Raw genomic sequence first — 13,635 nt, forward strand, 5'->3', positions numbered from 1 at the left:
TCCTCCACCAGTACGACCTGGTGCAGCTTGGTCAGCCCCCGCCCGCCGTACTCGACCGGCCAGGTGATTCCGAGGAGCCCGCGCCGGGCCAGGGTGGCCCGCCAGTCCTCGACGAACGCGTTCGCCTCGGCGATGTCGGCGATCGCGCCGATGCCCTCCCAGTCCGCGGGCAGCTCCTCGGCGAGCACGGCCCGCACCTCGGCGCGGAACTCCTCGGCGTCGGCGGGGTAGTCCAGGTCCACGTCAGGACCCGTTCCGCAGGGCCTCGACCGCCGGCTGCCACAGCGACGGGTCGTGCTCGTAGGGGGCGTAGAAGCTGAACCGGTCGATCATGTCGCCGAAGCGGGCCAGGACGGCGGGCCCGATCCGATCCGGCTCCGCGACCACGGCGAAGGTGTGCAGCACCTGGTCGTCGACGAGGTCACCCATCCGATGCCACCGGTCCTCGTCGCCGGAGCGGGAGAGCCTGTTGAGCTCGGTGCCGAGCTCGCCCCAGCCGTGCAACTCCAGGACCGGGAGGTAGCTCGGCGTGCTCCCGTAGAACGCGATCTGCTCGCGCGCTGCCCGGGTGGCGGCGGCCATCTCCTCCTCGGTGCGGCCGGAGACCACGAGACCCGACAGACTGATCGTGATGTCGGCCGGTGCGCGGCCGGAACGCTCCAGTCCGCGCCGCAACGTCGGCAGCGTCCGCTCACGCAGGTAGCGCTCGGTGGTGAACGGGTGCGGGAGCAGGCCGTCGCACACCTCCCCGGCAACCTCGGTCATCTGGTCGCCGACGGCGGCCAGGCGCACCTGCGGCGGGCCCCACGGGCTCGGCTCGGGGGAGAAGAACGGCGTCATCAGGGTGTGGGAGTAGAAGTCACCGCGGAAGTTCAGCCGCTCGCCGGTGTCCCAGGCGGCCCAGATCGCCCGCATGGCCTGGACGTACTCGCGCATCCGCCGGGCCGGACGGCTCCAGGGCATCGCGAACCGGCGCTCGATGTGCGGCTTGACCTGGCTGCCCAGGCCCAGCAGGAATCGCCCCCGGGTGTAGGTCTGCAGGTCGTGGGCGGTGTAGGCCATCGACATCGGGTTGCGCGCGAACGCCACCGCGATCGCCGTGCCCACCTCGATCCGGCTGGTGTGCTCGGCCACCGGGAGCAACGGCAGGAACGGGTCGTGCGCGGTCTCGGTGCTCCACAGCCCGTCGTACCCGCTCTTCTCCCGGTCCCGGGCGAACTCGGACACCGCTGACAGCCCGGTTGCCGTGATGTGTGCGTCGACCTTCATGTCCGGTGATCATCCTCCGCCGGGCTCCGCGTGCGATCAGTTCTACAGCAGCACGCCGGTGGGGCCGCCGAGGTGGTCCGCACAGGGGGAGGGCCCCGCCGGATCACCGGCGGGGCCCTCCCCCTGTCCTGCGTCGCGGACCGTCAGTCGCTGATGTCCTTCGGCCGTCCGGCCTCCTGGTGACCCGCCAGCTGACGGCGCTCGGCGCGTCGCTCGCCCTCGGCGAGGGTCTCCTCGGCCCGGGCCCGCTCCAGTGCGGCGGTCTCGTCGGCCGGGTCGGGCCGCAGCAGCGACCCGGCGACCGGCGATCCCGCCGACCCGAGCTGGTTCATCCGCTTGGGCACCGGAGCGCCCTGGTAGGCCAGCGGAATCGGGTGTCCGTGCTCGTCGACCCCGGCCAGCGGCTGGTGCACCTCGATGAACTCACCGTGCGGCAGCCGCTTGATGATGCCGGTCTCGATGCCGTGCTCGAGCACCGCCCGGTCGGACCGCTGCAGGCCGATGCAGATCCGGTAGGTGACCCAGTAGGCGATCGGCGGGACGATCAGGGCCCCGATCCGGCCGGCCCACGTGGTCGCGTTGAGCGAGACGTGGAAGAAGTACGCGATCCAGTCGTTGACGCCGCTCAGCACGAGCCACAGGTAGAACGAGATGGCCATGGCGCCCAGCGCGGTCCGGACCGGAGCGTCCCGGGGCCGCTGGAGCAGGTTGTGCAGCGCGTTGTCCTTGGTGAACTTGCGCTCGACCATCGGGTAGATCGCGGCGACCACGAACAGCACGGGCAGGAACATCGCCGTCGCGAAGAACGCCGCCGGGATCGTGTAGTTGCCGAGGTAGACCTCCCACGGCGGGAAGATCCGGGCCATGCCCTCGGTGAACAGCACGTACCAGTCGGGCTGCGAACCCGCCGAGATCTGCGCCGCGTTGTACGGGCCCAGGTTCCAGATCGGGTTGATCTGGAAGAGACCGGCCATCATGCCGATGACCCCGACGGTGACGGCGAAGAACGCGCCGCCCTTGGCCGCGAAGGCCGGCAGGATGCGGACGCCGACGACGTTGTGCTCGGTGCGGCCCGGGCCCGGGAACTGGGTGTGCTTCTGGTACCAGACCAGGCCCACGTGCACGGCGATCAGCGCGAGCAGGATGCCCGGGATGAGCAGCACGTGAAGGATGTAGAAGCGCGGGATGATCTCGGTGCCGGGGAACTCGCCGCCGAAGAGCAGCCAGTGCACCCAGCTACCCATGACCGGAACGGTCAGGGTGATGCCGGACATGATCCGCAGGCCGGTGCCGGACAGCAGGTCGTCGGGCAGCGAGTAGCCGGTCAGGCCCTCGAAGAAGCCCAGCAGGATCAGCACGACGCCGATCACCCAGTTCGTCTCCCGCGGCTTGCGGAAGGCGCCGGTGAAGAACGTGCGGAACATGTGGGCGACCATCGCGGCCATGAACAGCAGCGCGGCCCAGTGGTGGACCTGCCGGACGAACAGGCCGCCGCGGACCTCGAGGGAGAGGAACAGCGAGCTCTCGTACGCCCGGGACATGTGGACGCCGCGCAGGTTGTCGAACGGGCCGTCGTAGACGACCTCGGCCATCGACGGGTCGAAGAACAGCGCCAGATAGGTGCCCGAGAGGAGCAGCACGATGAACGCGTAGAGGGCGATCTCGCCGAGCATGAACGACCAGTGCGTCGGGAAGACCTTGTTGAACTGCTTGCGCAAACCGGCGGCGGGGTGGAACCGCTGGTCCAGCTCGTCGAGGGCGGTGGCCACTCGTGGCTTCGCGCCTCCCGAGGAGGAGGTGGGCGTCGTGATCGCGCTCATGGTCTCCGCTCCCAGAATGCCGGGCCGACGGCTTCGATGAAATCGCTCCTCGCGACGAAGTATCCCTCAGCGTCGACCGTGATGGGCAGCTGAGGAAGGGCCCGGGTGGCCGGTCCGAACACCGGCCGGGCGTACTCCGTCGCCAGGAACTGCGACTGGTGGCAGGGACACAGGATCCGGTTGTCCTGCGCCTGGTACAGCGAGGTGGGGCAGCCCAGGTGGGTGCAGATCTTCGAGAAGGCGTAGTAGTCGCCGTAGTTGAAGTCCTCCTGGCCGGCCCGCTTGACCACCTTGGTCCCGGGCCGCAGCCGGATGAGCATCACCGGGTTGTCCGAGGCCCGCTGCGCGTGCAGCAGTTCCTCGTCGTGGCCGCGCTCGGACTCGCGGAACGGGAACACCGTCTCCATCGAGCCGGGCTCCATGTCCTCCGGGCGGACCCGGGCGATCTCACCCAGGACACCGGTGTCGCGACGCAGGTAGACGGTCTCGCCGGGCTCCGCGCGCCAGCCGGTCACCCACAGGGCCGCCTCGTCGCCGCCCTTCCAGGGGTTGCGGACCAGCGGCGCGAGGGCGGCGACGCCGAGACCGAGCCCGAACAGGCCCGCGGCCGCACCGGCGGAGCGCTTGATCAGCGAGCGGCGGGCGATGCCGGTCTCGTTGCCGGCCTCCGCCAGCTGGGCCAGCACGGTCCGGCGGGCCAGCTCGTCGGACGGGCCGTCGTGGCGCTGCTGAACCGAGACCTCGTCCGGGAAGAACTTCTTGACGTAGGCGATCACGCCGATGCCCAGCGCCAGCACCGCGAACCCGAACGTGGCCCCGACGACCGGGGTGTACAGGGAGTACATCGTGTAGCCGGCCTCGCCCGGGGCGCGGTACTCGTGCGGCCAGGCGATGAACGCGACGACGAAGGCCAGCGCGGAGAGCGCGGACAGGATGAACCAGAGAGCCACGGCCCGCTCGGCCCGCTTCTCGGCGCGGGTGCCGGGGATCGGGAACTTCCTCCCGAGGTGAACGATCTCGACGTCGTCGAGCTCCGCGGCCAGCTGGGCGAGCTCCTCCTGCGACATCCGGTCGAGCTCATCCTCGGAGGGCAGGCGGCGCTGCCCGCCGCCGGTCGTGCCCGTCGTACCCGCACTCATGACTTCGCTCCCAACCACATCGCGAAACCGATCAGCGCCGCCAGCCCGACCACGAACGCGATCACGCCTTCAGATGTCGGGCCGAGCCCCCCGGCGGCGTAGCCACCCGGGTTGTTGTTCGAGCCCGAGACCGACTTGATGTAGGCGATGATGTCCTCCTTCTCCGCCGGCGTGAGCTGGCGGTCGGCGAACTTCGGCATGTTCTGCGGGCCGGTCAGCATCGCCGTGTAGATCTGGTCCTCGGAGGCGGGGTCCAGGGTCGGGGCGAACTTGCCCGAGGACAGCGCACCCCCGCGACCGGTGAAGTTGTGGCACGAGGCGCAGTTGAGCCGGAACAGCTCGCCGCCGCGGGCCGGGTCGGAGCCGCGCAGCGCCTCGCCGGTGGCTGCGGGCCGGGTCGGGCCACCGCCGTTGGCCTGGACGAACGCACCCAGCGCGTCCAGGTTCTCCTGGCCCTCGGGGGTGTGCGGGTCGAAGCCCGGTGCCGGCGGCTTGCGCTGCGCCTGGGCCTCCTGGCGGGCCAGCGGCATGCGGCCGGAGGAGACCTGGAAGTAGGTCGCCGCGTCGCCGACGCCGATCAGGCTGGGGCCGCGGTCCTGCACGCCCTGCAGGTTCACACCGTGGCAGCTGATGCACGCGTTGTTGTACAGCTCCTGACCCTTGGCGATCAGGGCCGAGTCACCCTGGGCGACCGCGACCTGCGGCTTCGGGGTGAACAGCGTGTACATGCCCCCAGCCGCAAGCAGGCCGATACCCAGGGCGAGCGCACCGGCGAGCCTGCGGCGGAACTTGCCGTGCGGCCTTCGGCGTTGTGGTGTGGTGGTCATCGTCGGCGTCTTCCAACCCTCGCGGTCGTGGCGGTTTGTCCGGGCTCAGAGTCCGGGAGATGGGAGCTGCGTGGCCTAGCGGATGAAGTAGATGACGGCGAACAGGCCGACCCAGACGACATCGACGAAGTGCCAGTAGTAGGACACGACGATGGCGGCGGTGGCCTGCGCCGGGGTGAACTTGCTGAGCTTGGTGCGGATGAGCAGGTAGACGAACGCGATCAGACCGCCGGTCACGTGCAGCGCGTGGAATCCGGTGGCCATGTAGAAGACCGTGCCGTAGGCGCTCGAGGCGAGCGTGGTGTGGTGCTCGGTGACCAGGACGTAGTACTCGTAGGTCTGGCCGAGGACGAAGATCGTGCCCATCACGAGAGTGAGCAGGTACCAGCGCCGCAACCCGAACACGTCGCCGCGTTCGGCCGCGAACACGCCGAACTGGCAGGTGAACGAGGACGCCACCAGGATGATCGTGATCACCAGGGCGTACGGGACGTTGAGTTCGGTCGGCGGAGTGGGCCACTCGCCGACGTTCTGGGCCCGCGCGGTGAAGTAGATCGCGAACAGCCCGGCGAAGAACATCAGCTCGCTGGACAGCCAGACGATAGTGCCGATGCTGACCAGGTTCGGGCGGTTCAGCGAGTGGATCCGCGCGCTGATGTTGGGAGCCGCTGTCGTCACTCGGGCATTATGACCCCCGGCCATCTTCTACAGCCTGTCGGGGCAGCCGCGGCGGCGATCACCGCTCGGTGGTTGAACGGTACGCATCGTGTGGGAGTTCCCGCTCGCACCGGATCGTGGCCCGGCTGACTACGATGACGCCCCGTGAGCAGCGCAGCCGGCAGGCCGGAACCGCAGCAGAACTGGACCGTGCTGGTCTTCAGCCACCGCCCCGAGGTGCGGGAGGCCATCACCCTGGCCGTCGGCCGGCGGCCGGCCCCGGACCTGGGCCGGGTGCGGTTCCGTGAGGCCGCTGGGATCGCCGACGTGCTGGCCGCCGTGGACGCGGGGGAGATCGACCTCGCGATCCTCGACGGCGAGGCGCAGCCCACCGGGGGGATGGGCCTGTCCCGGCAGTTGAAGAACGAGATCGACGACTGCCCGCCGGTCATCGTCACGGTGCGCCGTCGCGACGACCGCTGGCTGGCCACCTGGTCCCAGGCCGACGCGGTGCTCGTGCACCCCCTCGACCCGCTGACGGCCGCCGAGACGGTGGCCGACGTGTTGCGCCGGGCCCGGTCCGGCGAGCTCGTCACCCGGAGCTGACCGATGCTGGACAGGACGGTCCATGATGGCTGACTCTGCGCTGCAGACCTGGCCGGGAGTGCTCGCCCGGCTGATCGGGGGCCACGACCTCGACGCCACCGACACCGCCTGGGTGATGGACCGGGTGCTCTCGGCCGAGGCGACCCCGGCCCAGCTGGCCGGCTTCCTGGTGGCGTTGCGGGCCAAGGGTGAGACGGCCGCGGAGATCGGTGGCCTCGCCGAGGCGATGCTGCGGCACGCGCGCCGGGTCGCCGTGCCGGGGCCGGCCGTTGACATCGTCGGCACCGGCGGGGACCAGGCGAACACGGTCAACATCTCGACGATGTCGGCGATCGTGGTGGCCGCCGCCGGGGTGCCGGTGGTCAAGCACGGCAACCGGGCCGCGTCGTCCGCGTGCGGTGCGGCCGACCTGCTCGAAGAGCTCGGGATCGCGATCGACCTGCCGCCCGACGGGGTCGCCGCGTGCGTGGCCGAGGTCGGGATCGGATTCTGCTTCGCGCCCGTGTTCCACCCGGCGATGCGGCACACCGGCGGCCCGCGCCGCGAGCTCGGGGTGCCGACCGCGATGAACGTGCTGGGGCCGCTGACCAACCCGGCCCAGCCGCTGTCGGCGCTGGTCGGCTGCGCCGACCCGCGGCTCGCCCCGGTCCTGGCCGAGGTGTTCGCCGGCCGCGGGATGTCGGCGCTGGTGGTTCGCGGCGACGACGGACTCGACGAGCTGACCACCACCACGACCAGCACGGTCTGGGTGGCCGGCGGCGGGGAGGTCCGCACCGAGAGCGTCGACCCGGGCGCGTTCGGCGTGCCGGTCGCGCGTCGCGAGGACCTGCGCGGGGGCGACGCAGCGGTCAACGCGGCCGTATGCCGGGCCCTGCTGGCCGGCGAGTCCGGGCCGGTGCGCGACGCGGTGCTGCTCAACGCCGCCGGCGCGCTGGTGGCCTTCGACGGCCCGTCCACGGAGCTCACGGGCGCGATGGCGGCCGCGACGGAGCGCGCGGCGGCCGCGGTCGACTCGGGTGCCGCGGCCGCTCTGCTCGACCGCTGGGTGGAGCGCTCGACGGCGCTGAAGGGCTGAATCCCGCCTGGTCGCGGCGCGGCCGGGCCGGCGGCTCGAGCCGGCCGGGGTGGGGACGGCGCCGGTCCGCCCGCGGCCGGGCCGCGCTCTCAGTCCAGTCCGACGGAGAAGGCGCCCTCGGTGTCCGCGCGGGAGTAGGAGCGGAAGGCGATGTGGGTGTCCGTGCGCCGCACCCCCTCGACCTTGCTCAGCCGCCCGGCGATCACGTCGGCGAGCTGCTCGTGTTCGGCGACCCTGACGACCGCGATCAGGTCGACGTCTCCCGCGCACGAGTAGACCTCACTGACCCCGTCGAGATCCGCGATGGCCTGCGCGGTCTCCGGGATCCGGTCGGCGGCGGTGTGCACCAGGACGATCGCGGTGATCACGGCGGTTCCCTCCTCGGCGGGCCCCGGACGACGGCGTAACGATGGGGCCGGACGGCCGGAGGCTAGCCGACGGTCAGTCGATCTGGCCCTCGGAGATCGGTTCCGGGCGCGCCCGCCGTACCCATTCACCCCATGACGCCGCGCCGCGGGCGGGTTCCGACCAGTTCGGCTCCGAGTGGACCAGCCGGGTCCCGCCGGTGGTCAGCCACCGGTGCAGCAGCCGGACTTCCTCGGCGGGAGCACCGCGCAGCGGCCCGGGACCGGGCAGGATCGTCTGCGCCCCGCGCCGCAGCGCGTCGACGACGGGCATCGGCGGGGTGCCGCGCCGGGCGACGTCGGCGGCGACCAGCCGGCCCCAGCGCAGCACGGCCAGCTCCCAGCCGCCGCGACCGTCGGGCCGGGCCCCCACCACCTCGGGCAGCGCCGCGAGTGCGGCGAGGCGCTGCGACCGCTCCAGGGCGACGATCAGACCGGCGAGCTGGTCGCGGCGGCGCGCGGCCGCCTCGAACCGCTCCCGGCCGGCCAGTCCGGTGATCCCGTCGGCCAGCGTCCGCAGCGCGCTGTCGTCGTGCCCGTCGACCAGGCGCTGCCACGTCGCGACCGCCGGGGCGTAGTCGTCCACCGGTTGGAGTCCGGCGCACGGGGCCTTGCACCGGCCCAACTCGTGGAGCACGCACGGACTCGCCGAGGGGTTGCGGGCGGGGATGCGCTGCGTGCACCGGCGCAGCGGGATCGCCTCGAGCAGCGCCTCCACCGCGGCGGTGGCCGACCGGTGCGAGCCGAACGGGCCCAGCGCGCCGTCGCGGGGTGTGGTCACCACCGACAACCGGGGGAAGGCCTCCACCGTGGGCGCGACCCACCAGCCGCGGTCCGGGTGCCGGGAGCGCCGGTTGTAGCGCGGCTTGTGCGCGGCGAGCAGCCGCAGCTCCCGGACCCCGGCCTCCAGGGCATGCGCGCAGACCACCCAGTCGACCCGCTCGGCCAGCCCCACCATCTCCCGGATCCGGCTCCGGCGCTCACCCGCGGTGAAGTAGCTGCGGACCCGGCGCTTGAGGTCGCCGCTGGTGCCCACGTAGAGCACCTCGTCGCGGGGACCCCGGAACAGGTAGACCCCCGGGGCCGACGGCACCGGCTCGGCCAGTCGGCGCTGTTGACGCTGGCGCTGGGTGGGCCGGTGCGCCGAGGCGGCGCGGGCCAGGGCGAGCAACTCCTCGAGGCTCTGCACACCGAGGTTGCCGATGCGTTCCAGCAGGTGGTGCAGCACCTCCACGGTGGCGCGGGCATCCGCGAGCGCCCGGTGGTTCGGCTGCGTCGCGGTGCCGAACAGCCGGGCGAGCGCGCCCAGCCGCACACTCGGGGCCTCGCTGCGGGGGAGTACGGCCCGGGCCAGCCGTGCGGTGCACAGTACGGGCGGGCGCGGCCAGGCCCGGCCGTGACGCTCGCAGGCCGCGCGCAGGAAGCCGGCGTCGAACGGTGCGTTGTGCGCCACCAGCACCGCGCCGGACAGGAACTCCAGCAGCGTCGGCAGCACCGCGGGCAGCGGGGGCGCCGCGCTGACCATGGCCGTGGTGATGCCGGTGAGCGCGACGATGTTCGGCGGGATGCCGGTCCCGGGATCGACCAGGGTGGCCAGCTCGCCGATCCGTTCCCCGCCGCGCACCTTCACCGCGCCGATCTCGGTGATCGCGTCGGTACCGGCGCTCCCACCGGTGGTCTCCAGGTCCAGCACCACGAAGGTGACCTCGCGCAGCGGCGTGCCCAGCTCGTCGAAGGACAGCTGGGGTGCGGGGGCGGACGGCACGGGTACGGACGGTAACCACTGCCCCCGACAGTCCTTCGCCGCGCGTGACCGCGACGCCGTACCCCGGACGGGCGCAGCACCGATAACCTGGAACGATGTATCCCGACGCAGGCGATCAGCCCGATGTGGGCGACGTCGCGTCGCCGTGCGGTTCCGCCCAGCCGGCAGATTCCGCCGACCCGACCGGGAGTGCCGGGCCGGCCGCGCCCGTCGACTGGGATCGGCTGCCCGAACCCGTGCGGACGCGGCTGGCCGAGGTGGCGGCCACGGCGCTGGCGGAGCTGCCGTCGGCCGACGTGCCGGTGCCCCTGCGTCGGCTCGCCCGGTTCACCCCGGCCAAGCGCGCCCGCCTCGGCGCCGCCGCGCTCCTTGCCCAGCTGCGCTCGTCGGCGGCCTTCCGGGCGGCGGTGCTGGCGTGGTGGGACGAGCACCGGCCCGGCGAGCTGGCGGCCGGGTGCGACGACCCGCTGACGGCGGCGGCCGGTGCGCTGCTCGCCGCCGACCCGGACGCCGCCGCCGCGGTGCGGACCGCGGCCCGGCGGGGCGAGGTGGCCGAGCTGCGCGCGGAGCGCGACGCCGCGCTCTCCCGGGTGGACAAGCTCACCGTCGAGCTGGAGCGGCTCCGGGCCGAGCTGGCCGAGGCGCGGGAGCAGGCGCGGACGGCCGACCAGCAGCGCGACGCGGAGTTCACGCAGCTGCGCCGGCGGGTGTCGGAGCAGGGCGCGAAGCTGCGCGCGGCGAACGACGCCCGGGCCGCGGCCGAGCACGCCGTCCACGATCTGCGGCGCGCCGCGGAGGAGGAACTGGCGGCGGCCCTCGCCGAGCGGGACCGGGAGCGCGAGCGGGCCGATGAGGAACGGCGGCGGGCGGCTCGGGCGGCCACGGAGGTCGCGTCGGCCCGGCAGGCGGCGCGGGAGGCGCGGCAGGCCGACGAGGTGCGGCTCGGCCTGCTGATCGAGACCCTCGGCGGTGCCGTCGCCGGACTGCGCCGGGAGCTCGCGCTCGGTGGGGGTGGGCCGCGGCCGGCCGATCTGGTCTCCGGCGTGGCGGGACTCCCCGTCGGCGCCCCGGTGGACGATCTCGCAGCGCTCGACGCCCTCCTCGCGCTGCCCGCGGTGCACCTGGTGGTGGACGGCTACAACGTGAGCAAGACGGGCTATCCGGAGCTGCCGCTGGCCGACCAGCGCACGCGGCTGGTGGGTCAGCTCGCGGCGCTGGCCGCCCGGACCGGCATCGAGGTCACGGTGGTGTTCGACGGGGCCGGTGTGGTGGCCGCGCCGACCCGCGGCTCGCGTGGGGTCCGGGTGCTGTTCAGCGACAGGGGTGTGCTGGCCGACGACGTGATCCGCTCGCTCGTCGCGGCCGAGCCCGAGGGCCGGCCGGTGCTGGTGGCCACATCGGATCGGGCGGTCGTGAACTCCGTGCGCCGTCGGGGCGCTCACGCGCTGCCCTCGGCCGTGCTCCTGGCCCGCCTCGTCCGCGGCTGATCGCGCACCGGGTGCGGGGCGGCCACCGCCCGCCGTCGCTCGTGATCCCCGGAATTGTCGGTGGCCACTCGTAGCGTCCGCGGCGACCGGAAACCGGATCGTCGAGGGAGTTGACATGATCATCGACTGTGACAGCTGCGAGGTTCGCGGGGACGCCTGCGGCGACTGCGTGATCGGCGTCCTGCTCGGTGCTCCGGAGCGGCGCGTGCCGTCCGGTGAGGTGCCGTCCGGCGCGTCGATCGTGCAGCTCGACGCACGGGAGCAGCGCGCGCTCGATGTTCTGGCCGACCAGGGGCTGGTGCCGAGATTGCGGTTGGTGGCCACTCCGCCGCGCCGAGTGACCCACGGCTTGACTACGGAGCGCGACGCATATAACGCTGGGTAGCGAAATGTCGTCATAGAACGGCGACTGGCCGCCGCGTGCTGCCTGAGAGTGACCACGCTGCCGCGGCGCGCCGGGGTGTCCCTCTGTTGGACGCCCCCCAGATGTCTCCTTAACCTCGGCGGGGCCTTGCGGAGGGTCAGCCATTCGACCGGAGTGGCGACGCAGGGTCACTGTTCGCTCGGCCGTTCGGGATGCTGATGCCCCCGGTCGGGCGGCGGTTCGAGGAAGGAGACACGTCCGCGTGGTGTCGCCTCGCCGCAGTGGTACCCGATCTCCCCGGTTCGTCGCGCGGGCGCTGCCCGTGTCCGTGGTCGCCGCACTGGCCCTCGGGATGAGCGCCGTTCCGGCCGTCGCGCAGCCGGCCCCACCCGCCCCACCGCAGAACGCCGCCGATGCGCGCGCCCAGCTCGACCAGGCCCAGCGCGAGGCCGAGGCCCTCACCGAGGAGTGGCACGCCGCCACGGACGACCTCGCGGCCAAGCAGGCCGAGGCCGACGGGCTCCGGGCCGCGATCGAGCCCGCCCGCATCGCCGCCGAGCAGGCGCGCAGCGACGAGGAGCAGTTCCGCCAGCAGATCGACATCGTCGCGCTGTCCGCGTTCGAGAGCGGTCGCCTCGACCAGTTCAACGCGCTGCTCGCGAGCGGTTCCCCGCAGGACTACCTCGACCAGATGTCGGCGCTCGAGGCGCTGTCGGCCGACCAGAAGGTCGCGCTCGACGAGCTGCTCGCGAAGGTCGAGACCACCCGGCGCGCACAGGCCGACGCCGACGACGCCGTCGGGCGCGCCCAGCAGGCCGCGGACGACGCCCGCCGCGCCGCGGACGAGATCAACGTCCGCAAGCGGGAGGCCGAGGCCCGCATCGCCGAGGTCGAGCGGCTCCTGGAGCGGCTCAGCCCGCAGGAGCGGGCCGACCGCAACGGTCCGGACGAGGGCGCGCCGGCGGTCGTGATCGCCGGGACCGGGGTGGGTGCGAGGGCTCTCAAGGCCGCCGCCACCCAACTGGGCAAGCCCTACGTGTGGGGCGCCGCGGGACCCAACAGCTACGACTGCTCGGGGCTCACGTCGTGGGCGTTCAAGCAGGCCGGGGTGACGCTCCCGCGCTCGAGCAGCCAGCAGGCCCGGGTCGGCAAGAGCGTCGCGTGGGACGACATGCAGCCCGGTGACCTGGTCTTCTACTACAGTCCGGTCAGCCATGTCGGCATCTACGCAGGCGGCGGGAAGATGATCAACGCCCCGCAGAGCGGCGACGTCGTGAAGTACCAGACGGTGTCGAGCAGCGCCTTCACCGGCGCCCGGCGTCTGTGATCGAGGTTCTCCGCTCCCCGCATCGGGCGGCGGCCGGGCGTAGGCCCGGTCGCCGCCCGATGTTGTTCCCGGGCCCGATAACGTCGCCCGCGTGCCCCGCACGCTCCTGGTGACCAACGACTTCCCGCCGCGGGCGGGGGGCATCCAGAACTATCTGCAGGCGCTGGCCGACCGGTTGCCGCCGGGCGAGCTGGCCGTCTACGCCCCGGCCTGGCCCGGGGCCGCGGAGTTCGACACCGGCCTGGGCTATCCGGTGCACCGCCACCCCACGTCGCTGATGCTGCCGGTGCCCACGGTCGCCCGGCGGGCCGCTGCACTGGCCCGGGAGCACGGCGCGACCACGGTCTGGTTCGGCGCGGCCGCTCCGCTCGCCCTGCTCGGACCGGGCCTGCGCCGCCACGCCGGCATCGAGCGGGTGGTGGCGAGCACCCACGGCCACGAGGTGGGCTGGTCGATGCTGCCCGGCTCCCGCCAGGCGCTGCGCCGGATCGGCCGCGACGCCGACGTGCTGACGGTCGTGTCGCGCTACACCCGGGGCCGGGTGGCCGCCGCGTTCGGACCCGACGCCGCGCTCGAACACCTGCCGTCGGGTATCGACGCCGAGGTGTTCCGGCCGGACCCGGCGGCCCGTGCCGCGCTGCGCGCCCGTTACCGGCTGGGCGACGCGCCGGTGGTGACGTGCGTGTCGCGGCTGGTCGCCCGCAAGGGCCAGGACACGCTGATCCGGGTGCTCGGTGACCTACGGCGGCGGGTGCCGGGCACGCGGCTGCTGATCGTGCCGCCGGTACCGATCCCCGCGACATAGTGCGTGATCCGGCCCTCGGTCTGCTCCCAGATCTCCGGCCCGGTGGACGCGTAGTGCGACGCGGGGTTCTCCGGGTTGGCGTACTGGTTG

The 13,635-nt window shown here is 73.0% G+C and carries 14 protein-coding genes and 1 pseudogene; 6 read left to right on the forward strand and 9 right to left on the reverse strand.

Annotation, left to right across the window (positions count from 1 at the left end):
* The 6 genes from HF519_RS26545 to ctaE form a co-directional block, all read right to left on the reverse strand.
* Positions 1 to 242, reverse strand: a 242-nt coding sequence (locus HF519_RS26545) for an acyl-CoA dehydrogenase family protein (protein WP_211170624.1), incomplete at its 3' end; no start/stop codon positions are given.
* A gap of 1 nt (position 243) precedes the next feature.
* A complete protein-coding gene (locus HF519_RS26550) occupies positions 244 to 1,269 on the reverse strand; it encodes an LLM class F420-dependent oxidoreductase (protein ID WP_169415730.1) in 1,026 nt (341 codons plus the stop codon).
* 143 nt (positions 1,270 to 1,412) lie between these two features.
* The gene (gene qcrB / locus HF519_RS26555; protein ID WP_169415731.1) at positions 1,413 to 3,089 is read right to left on the reverse strand and encodes a cytochrome bc1 complex cytochrome b subunit; all 1,677 of its coding nucleotides are present in this window, start codon (positions 3,087 to 3,089) and stop codon (positions 1,413 to 1,415) included.
* Positions 3,086 to 4,228, reverse strand: a complete 1,143-nt coding sequence (qcrA, locus tag HF519_RS26560; protein WP_169415732.1) for a cytochrome bc1 complex Rieske iron-sulfur subunit — start codon at positions 4,226 to 4,228, stop codon at positions 3,086 to 3,088. The genes qcrB and qcrA overlap by 4 nt, the downstream gene beginning before the upstream one ends.
* Positions 4,225 to 5,055: a cytochrome bc1 complex diheme cytochrome c subunit gene (gene qcrC, locus HF519_RS26565; protein ID WP_169415733.1), complete on the reverse strand. Its 831-nt coding sequence runs from the start codon at positions 5,053 to 5,055 to the stop codon at positions 4,225 to 4,227. The genes qcrA and qcrC overlap by 4 nt, the downstream gene beginning before the upstream one ends.
* A gap of 75 nt (positions 5,056 to 5,130) precedes the next feature.
* Positions 5,131 to 5,757 (reverse strand): aa3-type cytochrome oxidase subunit III, encoded by a 627-nt coding sequence (gene ctaE / locus HF519_RS26570; RefSeq protein ID WP_169415734.1) that lies wholly within the window; start codon positions 5,755 to 5,757, stop codon positions 5,131 to 5,133.
* 120 nt (positions 5,758 to 5,877) lie between these two features.
* On the opposite strand from ctaE, the gene HF519_RS26575 reads away from it, so the two are divergent.
* The gene (locus tag HF519_RS26575; protein WP_169415735.1) at positions 5,878 to 6,318 is read left to right on the forward strand and encodes a response regulator; all 441 of its coding nucleotides are present in this window, start codon (positions 5,878 to 5,880) and stop codon (positions 6,316 to 6,318) included.
* A 25-nt stretch (positions 6,319 to 6,343) separates the two neighbouring features.
* Complete coding sequence (gene trpD, locus HF519_RS26580; RefSeq protein WP_169415741.1) at positions 6,344 to 7,393, forward strand: anthranilate phosphoribosyltransferase; 1,050 nt, start codon at positions 6,344 to 6,346, stop codon at positions 7,391 to 7,393.
* Positions 7,394 to 7,482: 89 nt separating this feature from the next.
* Here the strand turns inward: trpD and HF519_RS26585 are convergent, their stop codons facing one another.
* Both HF519_RS26585 and HF519_RS26590 read right to left on the reverse strand, forming a co-directional pair.
* Positions 7,483 to 7,761 (reverse strand): Lrp/AsnC family transcriptional regulator, encoded by a 279-nt coding sequence (locus HF519_RS26585; protein WP_169415736.1) that lies wholly within the window; start codon positions 7,759 to 7,761, stop codon positions 7,483 to 7,485.
* A gap of 73 nt (positions 7,762 to 7,834) precedes the next feature.
* Positions 7,835 to 9,562 (reverse strand): DEDD exonuclease domain-containing protein, encoded by a 1,728-nt coding sequence (locus HF519_RS26590; RefSeq protein WP_169415737.1) that lies wholly within the window; start codon positions 9,560 to 9,562, stop codon positions 7,835 to 7,837.
* Between the two features lie 95 nt (positions 9,563 to 9,657).
* Between HF519_RS26590 and HF519_RS26595 the strand changes: the two genes are divergently transcribed.
* The 4 genes and pseudogenes from HF519_RS26595 to HF519_RS26610 form a co-directional block, all read left to right on the forward strand.
* Positions 9,658 to 11,049 carry an NYN domain-containing protein gene (locus HF519_RS26595; RefSeq protein ID WP_169415738.1) on the forward strand — a complete coding sequence of 464 codons (1,392 nt, stop codon included), beginning with the start codon at positions 9,658 to 9,660 and terminating at the stop codon, positions 11,047 to 11,049.
* 115 nt (positions 11,050 to 11,164) lie between these two features.
* Entirely contained in the window at positions 11,165 to 11,434 is a 270-nt protein-coding gene (locus HF519_RS26600; protein WP_169415739.1) for a hypothetical protein, read from the forward strand.
* Positions 11,435 to 11,675: 241 nt separating this feature from the next.
* On the forward strand, positions 11,676 to 12,740 hold the full coding sequence (locus tag HF519_RS33095; protein WP_169415740.1) for an NlpC/P60 family protein: 1,065 nt from the start codon (positions 11,676 to 11,678) through the stop codon (positions 12,738 to 12,740).
* A 109-nt stretch (positions 12,741 to 12,849) separates the two neighbouring features.
* A pseudogene (locus HF519_RS26610) lies at positions 12,850 to 13,332 on the forward strand (glycosyltransferase family 4 protein); the annotation flags it as partial.
* Between the two features lie 56 nt (positions 13,333 to 13,388).
* Here HF519_RS26610 and HF519_RS33390 read toward each other — a convergent pair.
* Positions 13,389 to 13,635 (reverse strand): pyridoxal-phosphate dependent enzyme (locus tag HF519_RS33390; protein ID WP_369009264.1); only part of this gene is annotated, 247 nt, incomplete at its 5' end.

This window comes from Pseudonocardia bannensis, from assembly GCF_012911875.1.
Classification (GTDB): Bacteria; Actinomycetota; Actinomycetes; order Mycobacteriales; family Pseudonocardiaceae; genus Pseudonocardia; species Pseudonocardia bannensis.